Annotated in this window: 17 protein-coding genes; 8 read left to right on the top strand and 9 right to left on the bottom strand. The window is 59.8% G+C overall.

Annotated elements, in window-relative coordinates:
• Nucleotides 1-4: 4 nt before the first annotated feature.
• From AC5RU3_RS13250 to AC5RU3_RS13240, 3 genes are all read right to left on the bottom strand, one after another.
• Nucleotides 5-1,648 carry an AAA family ATPase gene (locus AC5RU3_RS13250; RefSeq protein WP_493965848.1) on the bottom strand — a complete coding sequence of 548 codons (1,644 nt, stop codon included), beginning with the start codon at nt 1,646-1,648 and terminating at the stop codon, nt 5-7.
• Between the two features lie 2,015 nt (nt 1,649-3,663).
• Nucleotides 3,664-4,200 (bottom strand): Pycsar system effector family protein, encoded by a 537-nt coding sequence (locus AC5RU3_RS13245; protein ID WP_493965847.1) that lies wholly within the window; start codon nt 4,198-4,200, stop codon nt 3,664-3,666.
• Nucleotides 4,197-4,892 carry an adenylate/guanylate cyclase domain-containing protein gene (locus AC5RU3_RS13240; protein WP_493965846.1) on the bottom strand — a complete coding sequence of 232 codons (696 nt, stop codon included), beginning with the start codon at nt 4,890-4,892 and terminating at the stop codon, nt 4,197-4,199. Before AC5RU3_RS13240 ends, AC5RU3_RS13245 begins: the two co-directional genes overlap by 4 nt.
• Nucleotides 4,893-5,350: 458 nt before the next feature.
• Between AC5RU3_RS13240 and AC5RU3_RS13235 the strand changes: the two genes are divergently transcribed.
• The 3 genes from AC5RU3_RS13235 to AC5RU3_RS13225 all read left to right on the top strand — a co-directional run bounded on the left by AC5RU3_RS13235 (nt 5,351) and on the right by AC5RU3_RS13225 (nt 6,518).
• Entirely contained in the window at nt 5,351-5,869 is a 519-nt protein-coding gene (locus tag AC5RU3_RS13235) for an ImmA/IrrE family metallo-endopeptidase (protein ID WP_493965845.1), read from the top strand.
• 7 nt (nt 5,870-5,876) lie between these two features.
• The gene (locus AC5RU3_RS13230; RefSeq protein ID WP_493965844.1) at nt 5,877-6,272 is read left to right on the top strand and encodes a hypothetical protein; all 396 of its coding nucleotides are present in this window, start codon (nt 5,877-5,879) and stop codon (nt 6,270-6,272) included.
• A gap of 69 nt (nt 6,273-6,341) precedes the next feature.
• Nucleotides 6,342-6,518, top strand: a complete 177-nt coding sequence (locus AC5RU3_RS13225) for a helix-turn-helix domain-containing protein (RefSeq protein WP_493966035.1) — start codon at nt 6,342-6,344, stop codon at nt 6,516-6,518.
• Nucleotides 6,519-7,035: 517 nt separating this feature from the next.
• On the opposite strand, the gene AC5RU3_RS13220 is transcribed toward AC5RU3_RS13225, so the two are convergent.
• Nucleotides 7,036-7,332 carry a hypothetical protein gene (locus AC5RU3_RS13220; RefSeq protein WP_493965843.1) on the bottom strand — a complete coding sequence of 99 codons (297 nt, stop codon included), beginning with the start codon at nt 7,330-7,332 and terminating at the stop codon, nt 7,036-7,038.
• A 666-nt stretch (nt 7,333-7,998) separates the two neighbouring features.
• Here AC5RU3_RS13220 and AC5RU3_RS13215 point away from each other — a divergent pair.
• Nucleotides 7,999-8,232 (top strand): hypothetical protein, encoded by a 234-nt coding sequence (locus tag AC5RU3_RS13215; RefSeq protein ID WP_493965842.1) that lies wholly within the window; start codon nt 7,999-8,001, stop codon nt 8,230-8,232.
• 4 nt (nt 8,233-8,236) lie between these two features.
• Here AC5RU3_RS13215 and AC5RU3_RS13210 read toward each other — a convergent pair whose 3' ends face one another.
• A complete protein-coding gene (locus AC5RU3_RS13210) occupies nt 8,237-8,428 on the bottom strand; it encodes an FAD-dependent monooxygenase (protein ID WP_493965841.1) in 192 nt (63 codons plus the stop codon).
• A gap of 246 nt (nt 8,429-8,674) precedes the next feature.
• Between AC5RU3_RS13210 and AC5RU3_RS13205 the strand changes: the two genes are divergently transcribed.
• The 3 genes from AC5RU3_RS13205 to AC5RU3_RS13195 all read left to right on the top strand — a co-directional run bounded on the left by AC5RU3_RS13205 (nt 8,675) and on the right by AC5RU3_RS13195 (nt 11,953).
• Complete coding sequence (locus AC5RU3_RS13205; RefSeq protein WP_493965840.1) at nt 8,675-10,237, top strand: amino acid permease; 1,563 nt, start codon at nt 8,675-8,677, stop codon at nt 10,235-10,237.
• Between the two features lie 5 nt (nt 10,238-10,242).
• Entirely contained in the window at nt 10,243-10,578 is a 336-nt protein-coding gene (locus tag AC5RU3_RS13200; protein WP_493965839.1) for a DUF4440 domain-containing protein, read from the top strand.
• A gap of 64 nt (nt 10,579-10,642) precedes the next feature.
• A complete protein-coding gene (locus tag AC5RU3_RS13195) occupies nt 10,643-11,953 on the top strand; it encodes a glycosyltransferase (protein WP_493965838.1) in 1,311 nt (436 codons plus the stop codon).
• A 36-nt stretch (nt 11,954-11,989) separates the two neighbouring features.
• Here AC5RU3_RS13195 and AC5RU3_RS13190 read toward each other — a convergent pair whose 3' ends face one another.
• The 3 genes from AC5RU3_RS13190 to AC5RU3_RS13180 form a co-directional block, all read right to left on the bottom strand.
• Nucleotides 11,990-13,078 carry an endonuclease NucS domain-containing protein gene (locus AC5RU3_RS13190; RefSeq protein ID WP_493965837.1) on the bottom strand — a complete coding sequence of 363 codons (1,089 nt, stop codon included), beginning with the start codon at nt 13,076-13,078 and terminating at the stop codon, nt 11,990-11,992.
• Nucleotides 13,079-13,211: 133 nt separating this feature from the next.
• On the bottom strand, nt 13,212-14,477 hold the full coding sequence (locus tag AC5RU3_RS13185) for a hypothetical protein (protein ID WP_493965836.1): 1,266 nt from the start codon (nt 14,475-14,477) through the stop codon (nt 13,212-13,214).
• A 135-nt stretch (nt 14,478-14,612) separates the two neighbouring features.
• A complete protein-coding gene (locus tag AC5RU3_RS13180) occupies nt 14,613-14,882 on the bottom strand; it encodes an HNH endonuclease (protein ID WP_493966034.1) in 270 nt (89 codons plus the stop codon).
• 493 nt (nt 14,883-15,375) lie between these two features.
• On the opposite strand from AC5RU3_RS13180, the gene AC5RU3_RS13175 reads away from it, so the two are divergent.
• Nucleotides 15,376-16,389 carry an isocitrate/isopropylmalate family dehydrogenase gene (locus tag AC5RU3_RS13175; RefSeq protein ID WP_493965835.1) on the top strand — a complete coding sequence of 338 codons (1,014 nt, stop codon included), beginning with the start codon at nt 15,376-15,378 and terminating at the stop codon, nt 16,387-16,389.
• Nucleotides 16,390-16,476: 87 nt separating this feature from the next.
• On the opposite strand, the gene AC5RU3_RS13170 is transcribed toward AC5RU3_RS13175, so the two are convergent.
• The gene (locus tag AC5RU3_RS13170; protein ID WP_493965834.1) at nt 16,477-17,085 is read right to left on the bottom strand and encodes a TetR family transcriptional regulator; all 609 of its coding nucleotides are present in this window, start codon (nt 17,083-17,085) and stop codon (nt 16,477-16,479) included.
• Nucleotides 17,086-17,143 lie beyond the last annotated feature (58 nt).

The raw sequence follows: 17,143 nt of genomic DNA, 5'->3' as shown, positions 1-17,143 counted from the left end.
CTCCCTAGAACTCGATGCGGCGTCCGCCGCGCCATGACGCCACGTCACCGTCCGCGGCCGAAGGAACAAGCGCCCCCTGATCGTCGGCGGAAGTCGCAGCAACTGCTCGCTGGGATGCCCAATCGCGAATGAGCTTGATCTGCTCGGCCTGCGTGGTGGACAACGGGACGGTGTTGCGTATGGTTCTCATGAGGTCCGATTCCCGTAAAGCTCGTCGCTCTGAATAGGCATCAAAACAAGCGCTGACAACAGCTTCCGCAACTTCCGCACCCGAAAACCCGTTACTTTCCTCAGCCAGACGGAGCAAAAGGTCGTCCTCGATATCCAGTTCACCCGATGCTTTCGATTCGGGAGTCAGCCGTTGTTGGAGCTGGATCCTCCAGATAACCTTGAGTTCACTGACGGTGGGCAAGTCGACAAAGAAGATTTCGTCGAAGCGCCCCTTGCGGAGCAGTTCGGGAGGGAGGCCATCAATCTTGTTCGCCGTAGCGATGACAAACACAGGTTCTGATTTCTCTTGCAGCCACGTAAGGAATGTGCCGAATACTCGCTGACTTGTGCCAGAGTCGCCGCCACTCCCGCCACCGAAACCCTTCTCTATCTCGTCGATCCAAAGGATAGACGGGGCGACAGCTTCGGCGAGTTTCAATGAGGCTCGCATATTCTGCTCGCTAGAGCCGACTACGCCGGAGAAAACGCGACCGACGTCCATGCGTACGAGCGGAAGTCCCCATAAGGAGGCCATGCATTTGGCAGTGAGGCTCTTCCCGCATCCTGGGACACCAGTAATCAGTACACCCTTCGGCGCGGGTATTGACCATTCCTGTGCACTCGCCAACCATGATCCGTTGCGCTTGGTCAGCCAAGTCTTCAAATTCTCCAAGCCCCCGATATCGTCGATCGACCCGGAAGAATCAATGAATTCGAGTAAACCTGACTTCTTGATCGCCTGCCTCTTCTCATCGAGGACAAGAGCAACGTCGCTCGCATCAAGGCGACCATCGGATGCTATGGCTCGTGCGAAAGCGTTCTCAGCTTCCCCCAGGGTTAGGCCCTGTGCTGCCTGAAGCAGACGTTCTCGGTCATCGCCCGACAAATTCACGACAATTCTGCTCGCGTTAGCTGTGACGATGTCGTCAAGTACGGACTCGATCTCCTGCCTCCCCGGTAGCGGAAGGTCAAGAACTGTGACTTCCTTTTCGAGGTCTATCGGCAGTTGGAGAGCCGGGGCGACGATGACCAACGTGTGGGGCACAGCTCCGCTCCGGAAGTCACGCGCGGCATCCAGAATGGCCCGCACGACTGTGGGTTCGACAGCCCGTGCAGTGCCTCCGCCCAGTGAATGATGCAAGTCGTTGAACACGAAGATTGTTGGGTCTTGAGCTCGTCTGGCGGTCAAAAGTGCTTCTGCTGGCGACTGAGGTTTTCCTTGTTCGCCGGGTAGGTGTAGCCCCTGACTCAAGGAGTAGGAGACAACCTTGCGCGGACGCTTCAAAGCGGAATGAGCCGAGATGTCCTCCACGGTTTGAAGGACGCGCTGATCCTCATGAGTTTCAACAAGAAGAACGGGGTGGCGAGCGCGGATCAGATCGACCAGATCCTCGCGGAATGTTGCCCTTCGTCGAGCTGTCACCGATTGCGCCCCCATGTCCGTTATTGGACCGTTCTTATCCGTGTTGTCCTGCATCCTGACCGTTATCTCAAGAGGATACGGGATGAGCAACCGTAGATGTGAAGATCAATACGGCGACTGGTCGTCCAATGCCACCGCGTTTAGGCTAGGTCAGCGTCTTGGCACTCGACCACCGAGCCAATAAAGGGCGATGTCTACATCTCTTGCGGACCAGCTGTATCCGTTCAGCGTTGCCGTTGTCCTTAGTTGTTCCACCAGCTCCATGTAACGCCCATACCTACCAGACGCGTTGGAGAGGCCAAGCCCAAGAGTCTTTAGTCCGGCACGGGCGCGCCGGTCGTACACCGCCATGCGGGCAGGGGCCGCAGCTAGCAAAAGAGCTGAGGCAAATGCGTCGCCCGTCTTGAACCCGGGCAGCGACGAGAGCGCAGCACGACCGGCAGAGGCCGCTTGCGGCACGGTTTGTGATGCGTCATTAACCGAAGACACTGCCCTTTCCGTCACCGCCCGGACCTCGTGTTCTGGCTTGCTCATCAAGTCACCGACCCAGGGCGTATTCGCTCGGAGTCGCTTCCAAGAAAGTAAAGCTCCAATGTCACTCTTACCTATGCTGCCCGACGCGCGGACGTTCTCTGCGACTTCGTGGAGGACCTCGTCATACGTCGGTGCGACGCTCGATGTGTAGTCGGCGTGGGCTTCTCGTAAAAGCTCCCATGCCGGTGAATCGAGAACGGTACTCTGGTTTAGGTTCATACAGCGAGAGTGCCATATATGCGCCGCTTGCTTGTGCCCGACCTGCGGTACTGGATACCGGGGCAACTTTGAGAGCTATCAGGGGAATTCGCTTGCGAGAATATCTCATGCAGGCGGCGTTGATGCATTGGTGCGTCAGCTGGATCCGACTGACGATGGGCATGCCTATCCATCGCTCATAAGCAGTGCAGATCAATGGTTAGCTATTCCGATGATTAGGATGTTGTCCCTAGAGATTTCAGGCTCTCAGTCACGACGTTGAAGCGCTGGGTAGCGGTCGCTGATCGAAAGAATTCGGGGCGGACCCTTCGCCAGCAGATTTGGCGAGATGCAGGAGCTAAAGAAACCTAGCCGATTCAGGAACAGGACATGAGATCCTGAGATCCTGCGCCGCCGCTCATTTGGCCAGGGCCATCGATTGCTGGTCACGGATCATGCCGTTGAGCGGATTCCCGCAGCGGTAACTTGCAACCCGCCACTCGAACTCTGCTTCGTTTCTTGTCCATCTCGCTCGCATCCTTCTTAGGTTGCCAGTGGTGCCGCTTCATTGTTTGCAGGGACAGGAGCGCACAGCTATCTAGCCCCGGTGGCTCTTGTTGGCTAGATCCCGGCACCCGAGGTGTCAGCAACTGTCAGATACACCGCTAGGCTGGCACGTTGCCCACGCCTATCCTTCGGTCCAGGCACCACGTCTATAGAGCAAGCGCGCACACACTTCATACTTCGCTAAGAGTTGCTACTGCACCGTCCTCTGCCTCGCGCAAGGCCACGGATCGCGCTAGGTCTACACAGTAGTTCGCACCTTGTAATGGTTTAGTCCCGGTCATGCCTGCCCTTACAACGATGCCAGCCCGCCGCGAAAATCGTTCACCTTCAAGATCTCCTCCGTCGACGTCAGTAGATAGTTCAAATTCCGCCAGGGTCGGTGCTACGCGCTTAGACTGACTTTGGAAAGTGGAGGGGGCCTTTATGGCGCTGAATGGGTTACAACCTGAACAGCGGGTCGCTCATTCTGAACGTGCTGGTGAGGCGGCCCTGAGACTGCTCTTTACAGGTGGAAGTCCGGAAGCCTCGGCACTCGACAAAAAGCGGATCGATCATGCCCGAATATTTCACGACAGCGCATCGATGAAGTCGGGGGCTAGATCGACCCGAAGTGCGCCGCAACCAAGCCAACCCCACAGGTTCGGAAGAGATCGTTCATGGGCGTAGTGGTTAGCCCAATAAGCGCATGCCAGCCGTCGGGACCATAGATCGTGCTGACAGCTCAGTGGTTGCTAACTGAAGCGAAGAATAAGCGCACTCAGCACGATTGAGACTCCACCGGCAGAGCCTGCAATCATCGAGTACTGCACCCATCGGTGCTTCTCCCAAGCAATCTCCGCCATCACAACAATCTGCCGCGTGATCACAGATAGGACGTCCCGTTCCACCAAGGCCCTCGCAAGATCGTCCGGCTGCCAATGCTGGGCGTGCCCGAAGTATATGAAGTTATCTGGATACAACCCTTTGACCTTTTCGGACTTAAGACGCGGGATGACAGCGGTAACAGCGAACACGGCACCGACTAGGATGGACGCGAGCCCTATGCCGTAAAGCCATGTAGCTGACGACGAGTTTAGATTCCCAAATATTCTGCCCTCTGCGCTCAGAGCCACGACGGTGATGATTGCGGCTGACTCAAGGCCAAATGCAAATGAGGCTTTGGCGTCTACCTTTCCCGTCCAATCAGCCTGGGCCGCGTGAATTTTCCATGCGTTGTCTAGAGCCATCTTTGTTTGTTCATCACGGACACCGGCAGGTTCGCTTGTCACGGGGTGCGCCTCCAACGACTCTGGCGAACGAGCACTTTGTGTGGACCAGCTGCGATGCTCATCTCTTCTCGCCACATATGCCGCCTCGGCTTGCCTCCATTTATCTGGCTGTCGCTGAGCGCGTCGTAGACTCTCGAAGTGATTGTGATGGGTCCGGCTTCTTCGCCTCTAAGGCCGCTCAGTTTTGCGGCGATGTTGGGTGCTGCACCAATCGAGATGAGGTCATTATGATTGTGCTCGCCAGCGCGGTTGTGCACACCCGCGCGCGTCATGAAAGCAGGACCGGCATCGATTCCTATCCCGTGGGTGACAGTCCACGCCGCACTGTTGCTAGCCTCTAAGCGCTTCTGAACCTCAGAGTTCAATATGACCTGGACGTACCAGTTGATCTTGAGGGATGCATCAACGGCGTCATCCCTCATTGAGGGGCCTAAAAAGATTCCCATCACTCGATCTCCATCGAAGCTTTTTATGCTGCCACCCTTGGCCCGGATGATCTCCGAAGCCCCCGCCAGATACATGCGCACAACCCGTGCAGAAAACTCCGGCCTGTACTTCTTCTGAAGTAAGGTCGACTGCGCGAGGTCAGAGTATAGATAGGTTGCATCTATCTTCACGGCTCCGTTCTTGAGGGCGACATCCTGGGTCCTGGGAACCGTGCGCCCGTTTATGGTCTGCCACGCTTCCTCCATCAGAGTGGTTGCCTTGACCGTAAGCTTGTCAGATAGATGAGACAAAATTCCCCTAGTCGTAGCTTCTTGAAGGTTCCTCAGCAAATCCTACGCAACGGGGTCAGCCTAGGGAATCTCGGGATGCGCACGCAATCAGGAAGCAGAAGATGAGGCAATGTAAGCCCAGTTTCGAGTGCTGAGAGTGGGACACCGGCTGAAATGGCAACGGCTGCGGGGTAGATACAATTCTCCTTTACCTTCTGCAGACGGACGGCTCTTCAGATTCGGTTGTCGAATTCAGGCCGAACGAGAACCATCTCCCGCGATTCCTGAGCCGTCCCTAAGAGGACGGGTCAGATGTGGGCCCTGGGATGAAGGCATCAGGGAAGGCTTGCCGCTCCAAGAGCGCCCACGAGGGGAGAGAAGTTGGACGTATGATGGCTCGTACACTCAACTTTGGCGGAAGGGGCTCTACCCACGTGAGTCTGCAAACTGTTATGCGTGACGCTACTCGCGACGCGATGAGGGCTTTGCAGGAGCATTGGGTCGATCGAAACGGCGAGGTGCCACTGCCTGTCGATGCCACCGTGATCGCTGAGCTTATGGGCACAGAAGTCTTCCTCGCAGATCTAGACGAAGAGTTGTCGGGATTTATCTATAAGAGCCCAGGCGGAAAGGCGGAGATAACGGTCAACGCTCGTCACCACATCCATAGAAGACGATTTACATGTGCTCACGAGTTAGGGCACTTCGTGGATAACAAGGGACGCGGCGAGATCGGATACGTGGACAACCGCGACACCATGTCCCGGTACGGGACAGATCCGAAAGAGGTCTATGCGAACACGTTTGCTGCCAGCTTATTGATGCCCTCGGATGAAGTAGAGTTCTACGCGCCAGAGCACGACATATATTCATTGGCGAAGTTGTTCAATGTATCCACAGAAGCGATGACCAACCGTTTGAAAATGCTAAATATTCGGTGCCGAGGCCTCTGACCGCGACATGACAGAGAAACCGAAAGCGGGCGAGAACGTCGATTTTGCAAAACAACTGTCGGCTCAAACTGAAACCTCGAAAAAGCCAGTCGATAGCGACAATGACGGACCTTCAGTAGCATACGGCGCGAACCTTCCTGGTGTATCGGCGCTCGGTACCATTCAGCACCTAACTCCCTTTCTATTCTTCTTCCGCGTGTACGCGAATGTTCTCTACAGCAGTGGGCGAGCGAAGACCCCTGAACTGCGTATTGCCAAATTCAAGGCGGAGTACCCTGCTCTCTTCTGGGTACATTGGATGCTCGACTTCGTTCCTCAATTCATCTTCGTCGCGGCGATCGTCATCGCCGTGGTGGTAATCGGGTACAACGGCGTCATCAGTACTTTCAACCTCGGCCCTTAGACGCGTGACGTGTCCGATTCACCTCGCTTCCTGAAACTCACTGACGTTGCTGAAGAACTAAGTATCAGCATGTCCCAGACCTACGCTCTGGTGAAGAGCGGCGAGCTGCCGGCCATCCAGATTGGTGGCCGGAATCAGTGGCGGGTCGAGCGAGTGAAGCTTGAGGGGTACATCGAGCGACTATACGAGCAGGCCGCTAAGACCGCCAAGAACCTCAACCCCGAAGACCTCGACGACGAGGACTGACGTTCCAATTGCTGTTCCACAGCTTATGGTTAGAAATCCTTCCCAGAATGGAGCCAAACGCCGTCTTCCTGCTGTTCGAGGGCAGGGCCCATAGTGACCAGAACGCCCATCCACCACCTTTCGAGCTCGCAGCAGTCACGTGCGAGTACTGTGATCGACCGCCACGGGCTCCTCTACTCAGTCAAACGGCATCATCCACACACACCATGCCGTTCTGCGAATATCGCGGCGACGAACCTGTTCTGGGGTGCCCTGCCGGACCTTTTAGCGGGCATTTCTCAATCCATTGGCATTGCATCCGGCGCCAACCTGATTCCCGACGGCGGCATCCGTCGAGGTTCGACCTGTGCACCGATCGGCGCCGGGATATGGAGGGGGACGGCATCACTAACCCGGTTGGCACTCTGTGGGCAGCGGCGATATTGCTCGACCCGTTCGCGAGGCCAACCCTGCCCGGGCCCTGACACGCCGATATTCGAGTTCACGCTCGAGTTTGGGGCCGAGGTCCTGACCCTGGCTAGTCACCGCCGCCGTCTGCACCGCCGCTGTCGAAGGACGCGGGAAAGTGCACCTCAGGTCCGTGAGCCGCAGCGCCCGTGTAGGTGTCACCCGACCCGCCGGCGCGCAAAGCCGCAGGATCGTTGTAGACGGACCTCTCCCCGTCGTCGGCTGCGAAGAACGCGGCCACCGCGCCTGGTGCGACCGCGGCAGACGCAACCGCGCGGGGGATCCGCGAGGCAGCGGGATCAGTAGAGGGATCAGGCACCAACTCGACCTGGATCGGTACGTTCGCGTCGCCGTCGTTCGCTGCCATGGTGTCCTCCGTATCGGTCGTACTCTGATGCTCCCCTATGGGGCATAGCTGTCAATAGCCCCAGCTGGCCCGAAGCAACCAGGGCCTAGTACCCAGGTACCGCTCGCCCGAAAACAACGGCACTTGTGTCCGACGATCCCCGCACGCGGAATTCCTAATCTCGAGAAGGAACTTCATCAAGGAGTTCCACTCCCTGAAAGGAATATCTGATGAGCACCACCCACTGGATCCGCGCAGGTTTGTTCGCCCTGCCCGTCTACGGGCTCCTTACCGCCTGGTCGTCGCTGAAGCCCCAGCCGGACCAGGAAACCGATCCCGAAGCGTGGGCCCAATTCGTCAGCGAGCCCTCTTACCTGGTCAGCCATGTGTCCGGCAGTACCGGCGGAACGATCCTGGCGATTTTCGGCGTCTTTGCGCTGGGTGCCTACCTTGCCGCCGGGAAGACCGGCCGACTGGCCCTGCCCGCAATGGTTATCACCGTCTTCGGTCACGCACTGCTTATGGTGCCTGCGAGCCTCTCGACGTTCACCACGCCTGCTGTTGGGCGCGCGTACCTGGACGGAGTGCCAGGGGTAATGGACCTGCAGTTTCCCGACGCCATGATGTTCACGTATCTGCTCGGGCCTTCTACTCGCCTTCGTAGGCAGTGTGCTGCTGGGAGTGGCCGTGTGGAAATCAGACACGCTTCCGGCCTGGGCCGGAGGGCTCTGGATAGTCGGCACAGTCACCTTCTACGTCCTCGGAGTTGTGACCGGCATGGCCACCATTGGAGCCAGCCTCTCCACCCAGGTCCTCGGTGCACTGGTGATAGCCGCCGCAGGAGCCTGGATTGCCTACGGGGCCACGCGCCCGCAGACCGGTTCGGCGGATACCCACAAGGCGCAATCAAACGCACTGTAACGAATCACGAAAGAGAAAGACGATACAAATGATCGAGGTAACTAACCTCACCGAACGGTTCGGCGCCAGCACAGGAGCCGACCAGACCCGGCGTCGGGCGGCGCTCGATGATCGCCGCGTCCACTCCAGCCAGGGTGAGCTCACCGGTCAACATCATCCCGGTGGGACCACCTCCCGCAACGATCACGTCAGCCATTCCAACCTCGCCTCTTCGTGCTTTTCACGGTGCACCGTTCGGGTGCATCCGAGCCAGTGTGAGGCATGACCGGGGTCTTGCCGCCAGCCCCCTTCCTAGCGGTACATTGGAAATGGAAGGACCAGCGAACGCTTCCCGCATCTCCCTCCTCACTCACCGGTTGTAAGTACCGTCCACGGGCATAGAATCGTGCTCAAGCCAGACATAAGTGAGAGCAGCCAGAGTCCCAGAGCAAGGGGTCAGGCCATGAGTGTGTTCCGTACGAAATCCATTGAGCAGTCCATTCGCGACACAGAGGAGCCGGGGCACCAGCTCAAAAAGAGCCTGGGTGCGCTCGACCTCATCGTCTTCGGCGTCGGCGTGTGTATCGGTGCGGGAATCTTCGTGCTCACTGGGCAGGCCGCCGGCGCAAACGCGGGTCCCGCCGTCGCGCTGTCCTTCCTTATCGCCGGTGTGGTCGCTGGGCTGAGCGCGATTTGCTACGCCGAATTGGCCTCGACCGTGCCCGTGGCCGGCAGCGCCTATACGTTCTCGTTCGCGACGCTCGGTGAGCTGGTGGCCTTCGTGATCGGCTGGGACCTTGTGCTGGAGTTCACCGTGGGTTCCGCCGCGCTGGCGACGTCGTTCAGCCAGTACCTCGGCGTGGTGCTGCAGGACACCCCGTTCGCGATCCCCGAAGCCATCGCCTCCGTCGATACCGGCGTGATGAACCTGCCGGCGGGGCTGCTCATCCTCGGGCTGACCGTCGTGCTCATGACCGGCATCAAACTCTCCAGCCGCATCAACCAGGTGGTGACGGCGATCAAGGTCGCTGTGGTGCTGCTGGTGATCATCGTCGGCCTCTTCTTCATCAACGTCGCCAACTGGTCGCCGTTCATCCCGCCGAGCGAGGGCACCGCACCTTCCGAAGCCGGCGTCCTGGACGTGCCGCTGGTGGAGACGCTCTTCCGGCTCGAGCCCACGGTGTATGGGCTGGGCGGCGTGTTTGCAGCGGCGGCGCTGGTGTTCTTCGCGTTCATCGGGTTCGACGTCATTGCCACCACAGCCGAGGAAACCCGCAACCCGCAGCGCGATCTGCCGATCGGCATTCTCGGTTCCCTCGCCATCGTCACCGTGCTGTACATGGCCGTTTCGCTAATCATCACCGGGATCCGCCCCTACTCCGACATCGACCCGACGGACGGTGCTCCGCTGGCGACGGCGTTCACCGCCGTCGGTGTTACCTGGATGGGCAACGTGGTGGCGATTGGCGCGTGTATTGGTCTGATCGTCGTTGCCATGATCCTGCTGCTCGGCCAAACCCGGGTGGGCTTCGCGATGAGCCGTGACCGGCTGCTACCACCGGCGCTGGGCGCCGTGCACCCCAAGTTCGGGACGCCCTACCGGTTTACGCTGCTGGCGGGAATTGTCATTGCGATCATCGCGACTTTCGTGCCGCTGTCCACGCTGGCCGAACTGGTCAATATCGGTACGTTGTTCGCCTTCATGCTGGTGGCGCTCGGCGTGATCATCCTGCGCCGCACCCGTCCTGATCTGAAGCGGTCCTTCCGCGTCCCGTTCGTACCGGTGCTGCCGATCCTGGCCATCGCCCTGTGCTTCTTTCTCATGCTCAACCTCACCGGCGGCACCTGGCTCCGGTTCTTCGCCTGGATGGCGATCGGCCTCGCGGTCTACTTCCTGTACTCGCGGAAGCGCAGCATCATGGTCACCGGCGGTCCTGGTTGCAACGCCGGGATGCCGGAGCAGCAGCGGCGCACCGACGTCGGGCTCGGGGGAGCGGGCATCGCGCCTAACGACGACGACCGGTAGCTCACATGACTCGTACGCCGCAGGAGACAGTCCTCGAATTCATGCGGGTATACCGCGAGCGGGACGAACGCCTCGCCCTGTCCCTGATGGCGAATGACTTCACCTTCACCAGCCCGCAGGACGATCACCTCGATCGCGATACTTGGCTTGAGAGGTGCTTCCCGACCGCTGACCACTTCGATTCACCGGCAATAACCCTGCAGATCGTCGAGGTCGGCGGCGTCGTGCTGCATCGATACGAGTACACCGTCGAGGGACGTACCTACCGCAACGTCGAAGCCACCCGCGTACGGGACGGACTCGTCCACGAGGTCGAGGTGCACTTCGGAGGAGCCGTCTAACCAGAATTTCCCAAGGCACCGGGTGGTTACTGGGAACACGCACTCACCCAACCAGGAGCCCGTCATGGCATCGGTACTCGTTTGTTCCTGCCCCGTCACCGGACATGTTGTCCCGATGCTCGCCGTTGCCGCCGGCCTCGTGAACCGGGGCCACTCGGTCCGCTTCCTCACCGGCCAACGCTTCGCCGACCGCGTTGCCGCCACCGGTGCCACCTTCCTTCCGCTGCCACCCGAAGCCGACTTCGACGAAACCAAACAGGACGAAGAGTTCCCCGGTAAGGTCGGTCTCAAAGGCCCGGCCGGGATCCGATACGACCTCACCAATATCTTCATGCGCCCCGGTAAACACCAGTACGACGCCGTGCAGGCCGCCATTGCAGAAACGCCCACCGACGCGGTGCTTTCCGAGGCGCTCTTCATGGGCGCAGCTCTGCTGCTCAACACGCCGCGGGTTCAGCGTCCAACGGTCATCAACTGCGGCATCGTACCCCTCAGCCTTGCCAGCCGGGATACGGCACCCTTCGGCCTCGGTATACCTCCGCTGCGCGGACCAGTCGGCCGCGTCCGGAATGCCGCGCTCAAAGGAGTGGCCGAGAAGGTGATCTTCGGGCCGGTGCAGAAGTACGTGAACCAAGTTGCGCGGGACGTCACAGGGAAACCCTTCCCGGGCTTCTTCATGGATTGGCCGCGGCATGCGGACGTCCTCGTTCAGTTCGGCGTACCCGAGTTCGAGTATCCACGCTCCGACCTTCCCAATCACGTCCACTTCGTTGGCCCGGTGTCGCAGGGCCGAGGCAAGGATACTGCCGACGTTGTGCTGCCCGAGTGGTGGGGAGACCTCGATTCAGGGCGACCGGTCGTCCACGTCACCCAGGGCACCGTCGCCAACCGCGACTACGACGACCTCATCCGTCCTACGATCGACGGCCTCGCGAACGATGACGTCCTCGTCGTCGTCAGCACCGGCGGACGTCCCGAAGAAACACTCCGAGGACCGCTGCCCGCGAACGTCCGGGTCTCCTCCTACCTCCCGTATGACGAGCTCCTACCCAAGACCAGCATCGTCGTCACGAATGGTGGGTACGGGGGAGTGCAGTTCGCCCTGCGTCACGGGGTTCCGCTCGTGGTCGCCGGCCAGTCGGAAGAGAAAGCGGAAGTGACGGCACGGGTCGCGTGGTCGGGAACCGGGATCAATCTGCGCACCAACCGAGCCAAGCCCGACGACGTCGCGAAGGCCGTGCGCAAGGTCCTCGCCGATCCGTCCTACCGGGAGCATGCACAGCGGATCGGCAAGGCGATCAAGGAGTCACCAGGTGTGGACGCGTTGGTGGATTTGGTCGAGAAGGAAAGCCCGCGCCCGCGGAGCTCTCGGTAGGTATCTTCATATGCAGGTCCGGCTTGGTGGTTCGAACTAGACAGCATCAGGAATGGAGAACGCCTTTGAGATCTCCTCGATCGTGAACTGATTTCGCAGTTTGCAGGCACTGTTTTGGTTGGCGAACATTCCCTGGCGCCAAAATGCTTTGTCCAGCGGAACCGTTGAAAGCCAGCGCACCGGAACAACGTATTCGGCGACGTCCTCACTATCTGAATCTGCGTGCCGATAGCTGCGGGTGAGGTTCAACGATCTGAAAGCGCGTTCTTCGCCGTTTACTGTCAGCCGAGCTTCATCCGCTGGTGCAGCGGTGCCGAGAACTACTCCAACTCCGACGTAGCCTCGCTTCGGGACGTGAACAAAAATTCTTGCTCCCTCGGGGAGACTCTTCAAAGTCTTCGAATACCAATCGCCACCTCCAGCCGATACAAACCCGAAGGAACGCGCGTCATCCCAGGACCGCGAGTGATCATCGCCGAAGGCCACATACCAATCGTTTCCATTCCAAGCTGCCTTCGTCGACTTGTTTCGACCCGAGGCGGCGGCAGGTGCTGCCGTTGCTTCGTCGACCAGCCAGGTCCGGGCTAGATACTCATGTCCGTTGTCGTTGAAGTAGCGGAACTTCATCACGTTGATCGGCACACTGTGGAATCTGTTGAGGTAAGACACGATACGTTCGGTACCTGCATCAAGGTCGCTAGCGACGATGGTCATCACGTGGACTGAATTCAGATCGTCGGGTACCGGTGCACCGTCGAACCTCTTTGCGAACGCCTCATCAAAGACCAAACCATCGCTTGTGCGCTCGAAAACTTCGCGTACGTCATCATTCCCTAGTTCTTGCACCCAGGACGCGTAATCGAGCATCTGCGCCACAACATCTCTCGGTGTACGGTCACGCTTGAGCTCCAGGATGTGAAGGACGCCGTCCGCGTCTACACCCAGCAGATCGATGAACTTGCCGTATTTCGTGGGGACTTGGCTGCCCAACAGCAGTAGCTTTGTTTCGAGGATTTCTGGCTCATCGAGTATCAGCTTCTCGAGTTTGGACTCCAGCGGCATTGCTTGAGGAGCAATTCGCTGGGGTCTTTCGTCGACGCGCCAGAGTCCCATCTCTACCGGCATAGTTCATCCTTCGTTGGGCGGTTGCTGCGACAAGTGTAGGTCTGGCGGAACGGACCGGCCTGAAAGCACGGGTCATTCCGCGTCACTACCCGTCGATGCAACCAGGCCGTCAACATCGCACTTTCTCAGGGGTTCACCCTGAAGCTTCGGGGTCGTCCGGAGTCGTCTCGAGCTGGTTAGGCGCATCGGTTTTCGTCCTCCTCGGCCATTTGGGACGGCCAAGATCAATCTCTCCGAGCTTCTTAATCTGAGGTTTGGCCTTCCCGACAGTCTCGGGAACCGATTGTGCAACCGAACCCAAAACCTGTCGTGTCTGACCCGTCAGATCGCTCAAGGACTTCCGCCAAGATTCACGCTCAACAGTCCCGTAAACAAGATTCTCAAGGCCGTAGATGGTGGCGAATTGGCGCACAATTTCAAGAATCTTCTCTACCGCGTTCAGCGTTGACCTGCTTCGTAGGGGATTGACCACCCGCGAGAAGTCATTGATGCTCGCAGTGTCCGCCACTGCATCATTCAACCGTTGCAGTCTGAGCCCAGCTAGTTCATGTCGCTGAGCCGCTGCACGTTCAATGGCAGCTCTGTGATAGTTCAAATCATCCGGCGCGGTGCGAGCCGCGTGAACTATCTCTAATGTGTCCAGTCGCGTCTGATTCGCCTGGCATGCAGCAAGTAGAACCAACCACGAACGGAGTTCAGAATCAGAGGCATGCTTAGCTGCGTCGGCTCGCTCTCCTGCGCTGCCTGTCTTGAGAGAGTCGGCAATGACGTCCAGCTGGTTCAGGGCGTGTGAGCTGGCTTGGGCCAGCGCAGTTGCGTGACCAGAGACTTGCGCCCAGGTGGTTTCGCTAATGCGCCCGGTTTCTTCATACAGCGAATAGGCCTTCTCCAACACTTGTGTGATGCCCTGAACGTCGCCCAACGCTCTTGCCCGGTTATCAGAGAGGAGGCGGTCGAGCTTGACGTCCATTGCTTCGACTAGCTGCTCGAGATCCGCCAGTGCAGCCTTCAGCGCAGCGGCAGCGCTGAGCGTCGCGACGTTTGACATTGCCATCGGATTCATCGCCGCAGGCTCGAATTTTGCATGGCCCACGATGCGTCCTTGCGCTCCGCGGATGACGCCCGCCATCGGCCCTTCGGGGGCGAAATGACGAAATTTCTCGACGAGGTCGGCTGATTCAGCAGTGAGGGTGAAGGTCTTGCCCGACATCGATGATCCGATAGCGGAAATCCCGGCTACAGCCGCCACAGCGTCGAGAGTTGCCTTCTTGGCGTTGCCCGCGAGATCCGGCTTGATACTTAGTTCGTCCATGAACTTCTGGACGAGGTCCGTGGTGCCGACCACTGCAGCTTCATTGCCTGACACGAAGATCCCAAGATCTTGGGGGTGTTCATTCATGGATCAATCTAAGCAGCTACCGTGCAGGCCCCTTCACCACAGACGGAAGGTGTCGTGTCTGGCGGAAGGGATACGGAACCGCGCATCGCATAACAAGTGGGCCGCAAACGAGGCGTTGTCGAGCGGTGAGTAGTGTCAGGGAGTCAATTCGGAACGTTCACCCACGAGAGCCATGGACGGATCCCCGTCGACCGCGAGGCGTCTTCGTTCGATGCGCCGCTGCGCGCTCGGCGAAGGGATGCGGGCGCCCTTCGATCGGTTGCACCTGCTGCAAGCCGCGACGAAGTTTTGCAGGCTCGTCGACCCACCCTTGGACCACGGGTAGAAGTGATCGCCATGTTCGGCCGGTCGGGAACAACGGCGGGAGCCCACGCCGAGCTCGCACTGCCCTTCTGCGCGGGCCATGCCGTCGCGCCGCTGCTGCTTGGTGAAGCGCCGAACGGGATCGCGACGTCGAACATCGCGCGACGTGATGATCCCCGCGGTAATACCAAGGGCCAGCAATATGACTCCAGGGGCAATTGCTGCTGCTAGCACTTGCTGACCGAGGGAGAGCAGAACGTCCGATGCAGCAGAGACTCCCGAAGCGCCGGATGGTGGCGTCGAAATAGGCGAGCCGCTGAGGAGTGGACTAATTACGGACCACGCGAGCCACAGAACGACGACTGAATAACTCAGTTTCAGGAGCTGTCTGGACCAATAGATCCGACCGAGCTCGGTCACTGCTCAACACCATTCATTTGCAATTTCCCCCAAAGTCGACAGCAATAATTAGAGCATGCGGCCGGACGCGCGCCGCCCACCGGTTCAACCCGAAGAAACCAAGTACACGCTGATGCCCAACCCGTATGTCTAGACCGTTCGAACGATAGGAACTTCATGACCCGCACGTACGTCATTGATTCCGATTCCCGGCGACGGCATCGGCGTTGATGTCACCGACGTGGCCATGAAATGTGTCGACGCCGCTGCCGAGTTGCACGGCTTCTCCGTGCAGTGGCGAGTTCGCGACTGGAACAGCGACCTCTACCGCAGGACCGGACGCACGATGCCGGTCGACGGCATCGAGCAGCTCAGCAGCGGTGACGGCATCTACTTGGGAGCAGTCGGCATCCCGGACGTGCCCGACGACGTCACGCTCTGGGGCCTGCTGATCCCGATCCGCCGCGAGTTCGACCAGTACGTGAACCTGCGGCCGATGCGGTTGCTCCCCGGCGTCACCGGGTCCATGCCCGGCATCGAGGACCTGGACATCGTGGTGGTGCGCGAGAACGTCGAGGGGGAGTACTCGCAGATCGGCGGGCGGTTCGGCTCGGGGACGGCTCCCGAGTTCGCGGTGCAGGAGAGCGTCTTCACTCGTGCGGGGATTTCGCGGGTCGCGCGCTATGCCGCGACCGCCGCCGCTGAGCGTGGCGGGCAGTTGGTCTCTGCGACGAAGTCCAACGGCATCATTCACACCATGCCGTTCTGGGATGAAGTCGTGGCCGAGACGGCGAAGGAGTTTCCCGACGTCGTCGTTGAGAAGGTGCTCATCGACGCGCTGGCGGCGCGCTTGGTCATGAAGCCGACGAGCGTCCGGACCATCGTCGCGTCGAACCTGTTCGGGGACATCCTGTCCGACCTGGTGGCGGGTGTCGCCGGGTCCATCGGGATTGCGCCGAGTGCCAACCTGAACCCGGAGCGTCGATTCCCGTCGATGTTCGAGCCGGTCCACGGTTCGGCTCCCGACCTCGCGGGGAAGGGGATCGCCAATCCGGTCGGTGCGCTGTGGGCTGCCGCGATGATGCTTGATCATCTGGGGGAGGATGCTGCTTCGAAGTCGCTGACAAGCGCCTTCGAGTCCGCGCTCGCCGACGGGATTGCGACGCCGGACCTGAAGGGCTCGGCGACGACGGCCGAGTTCGCGTCCTAGGTGCTGGCGAGACTGAATTAACGCAGGACCCCGAGCGGCGCCTCTTCCTCTGCGGGGAGGGGCGCCGCTGCATGTCTGTACTCGGCGCTACCCGACCGCCCGCCGCAACTCTGCCCGGGTCTCCCGATATACCTCCACCGGGTCGTACGCCTTACCGTCCGCCGCGAGTTCACCCCAGCGGGCCCACGACGCCCGCCACACCGCAACCGCCACCTCGGTCAGCAGCAGCAGGTTCAGCGAATCAGCCCTATCCCCGAGCTGCGACGTGATCCGGGCTCGCAGCTCGCCGGCCAGCACCTGATCCTGAGCGGCAGCCGAGGCGAGGAGTTCCGGATCCTTCCCTAGGATGCGTATCACCCGGCCATGCTCGGCGAGGTCCTCGCCGTTCTCAAGACGCATGACGGATTCGGCCATCGCTTCGATGTCCCGCAACAGGTCCCGGGGTTTGGACGCGGACGTCTTGAACGCCCGCACACCCGCCAGCATCCGGTGCTGCCCGGGCAGTGCCGCATGCTCCTTCCGTGTGAAGTACCGGAAGAACGTCCTCGACGAGACACCGGCCCGGTCGGCGATCTGCTGAACCGTCGTCGCCTGGATGCCCTGTTCCTCGAAAAGCTCGAGCGCCGCTCGGTGGATCTCACGCTCGGTGTCCAGGCGTCGTCGTGCGCGTAAGGAGGGAGCGCCGTCGTCGTTCATGTGTCCTCCTATGAAACTGTCCACATCCGCTTCTGTCAGCTTACGACGTACTGTCACA

The sequence above is a fragment of the Arthrobacter sp. MDB1-55 genome, from assembly GCF_059092925.1.
This window is presented reverse-complemented; position numbering and strand designations above follow the sequence as displayed.

Bases quoted from the DNA above. Each gene is read 5' to 3' on its own strand.
- AC5RU3_RS13250 (WP_493965848.1), bottom strand. From the start codon at position 1,648: ATGGGGGCGCAATCGGTGACAGCTCGACGAAGGGCAACATTCCGCGAG.
- AC5RU3_RS13240 (WP_493965846.1), bottom strand. From the start codon at position 4,892: ATGGAGGAAGCGTGGCAGACCATAAACGGGCGCACGGTTCCCAGGACC.
- AC5RU3_RS13230 (WP_493965844.1), top strand. From the start codon at position 5,877: ATGACAGAGAAACCGAAAGCGGGCGAGAACGTCGATTTTGCAAAACAA.
- AC5RU3_RS13225 (WP_493966035.1), top strand. From the start codon at position 6,342: ATGTCCCAGACCTACGCTCTGGTGAAGAGCGGCGAGCTGCCGGCCATC.
- AC5RU3_RS13220 (WP_493965843.1), bottom strand. From the start codon at position 7,332: ATGGCAGCGAACGACGGCGACGCGAACGTACCGATCCAGGTCGAGTTG.
- AC5RU3_RS13210 (WP_493965841.1), bottom strand. From the start codon at position 8,428: ATGGCTGACGTGATCGTTGCGGGAGGTGGTCCCACCGGGATGATGTTG.
- AC5RU3_RS13205 (WP_493965840.1), top strand. From the start codon at position 8,675: ATGAGTGTGTTCCGTACGAAATCCATTGAGCAGTCCATTCGCGACACA.
- AC5RU3_RS13200 (WP_493965839.1), top strand. From the start codon at position 10,243: ATGACTCGTACGCCGCAGGAGACAGTCCTCGAATTCATGCGGGTATAC.
- AC5RU3_RS13195 (WP_493965838.1), top strand. From the start codon at position 10,643: ATGGCATCGGTACTCGTTTGTTCCTGCCCCGTCACCGGACATGTTGTC.
- AC5RU3_RS13190 (WP_493965837.1), bottom strand. From the start codon at position 13,078: ATGCCGGTAGAGATGGGACTCTGGCGCGTCGACGAAAGACCCCAGCGA.
- AC5RU3_RS13185 (WP_493965836.1), bottom strand. From the start codon at position 14,477: ATGAATGAACACCCCCAAGATCTTGGGATCTTCGTGTCAGGCAATGAA.
- AC5RU3_RS13180 (WP_493966034.1), bottom strand. From the start codon at position 14,882: ATGGCCCGCGCAGAAGGGCAGTGCGAGCTCGGCGTGGGCTCCCGCCGT.
- AC5RU3_RS13170 (WP_493965834.1), bottom strand. From the start codon at position 17,085: ATGAACGACGACGGCGCTCCCTCCTTACGCGCACGACGACGCCTGGAC.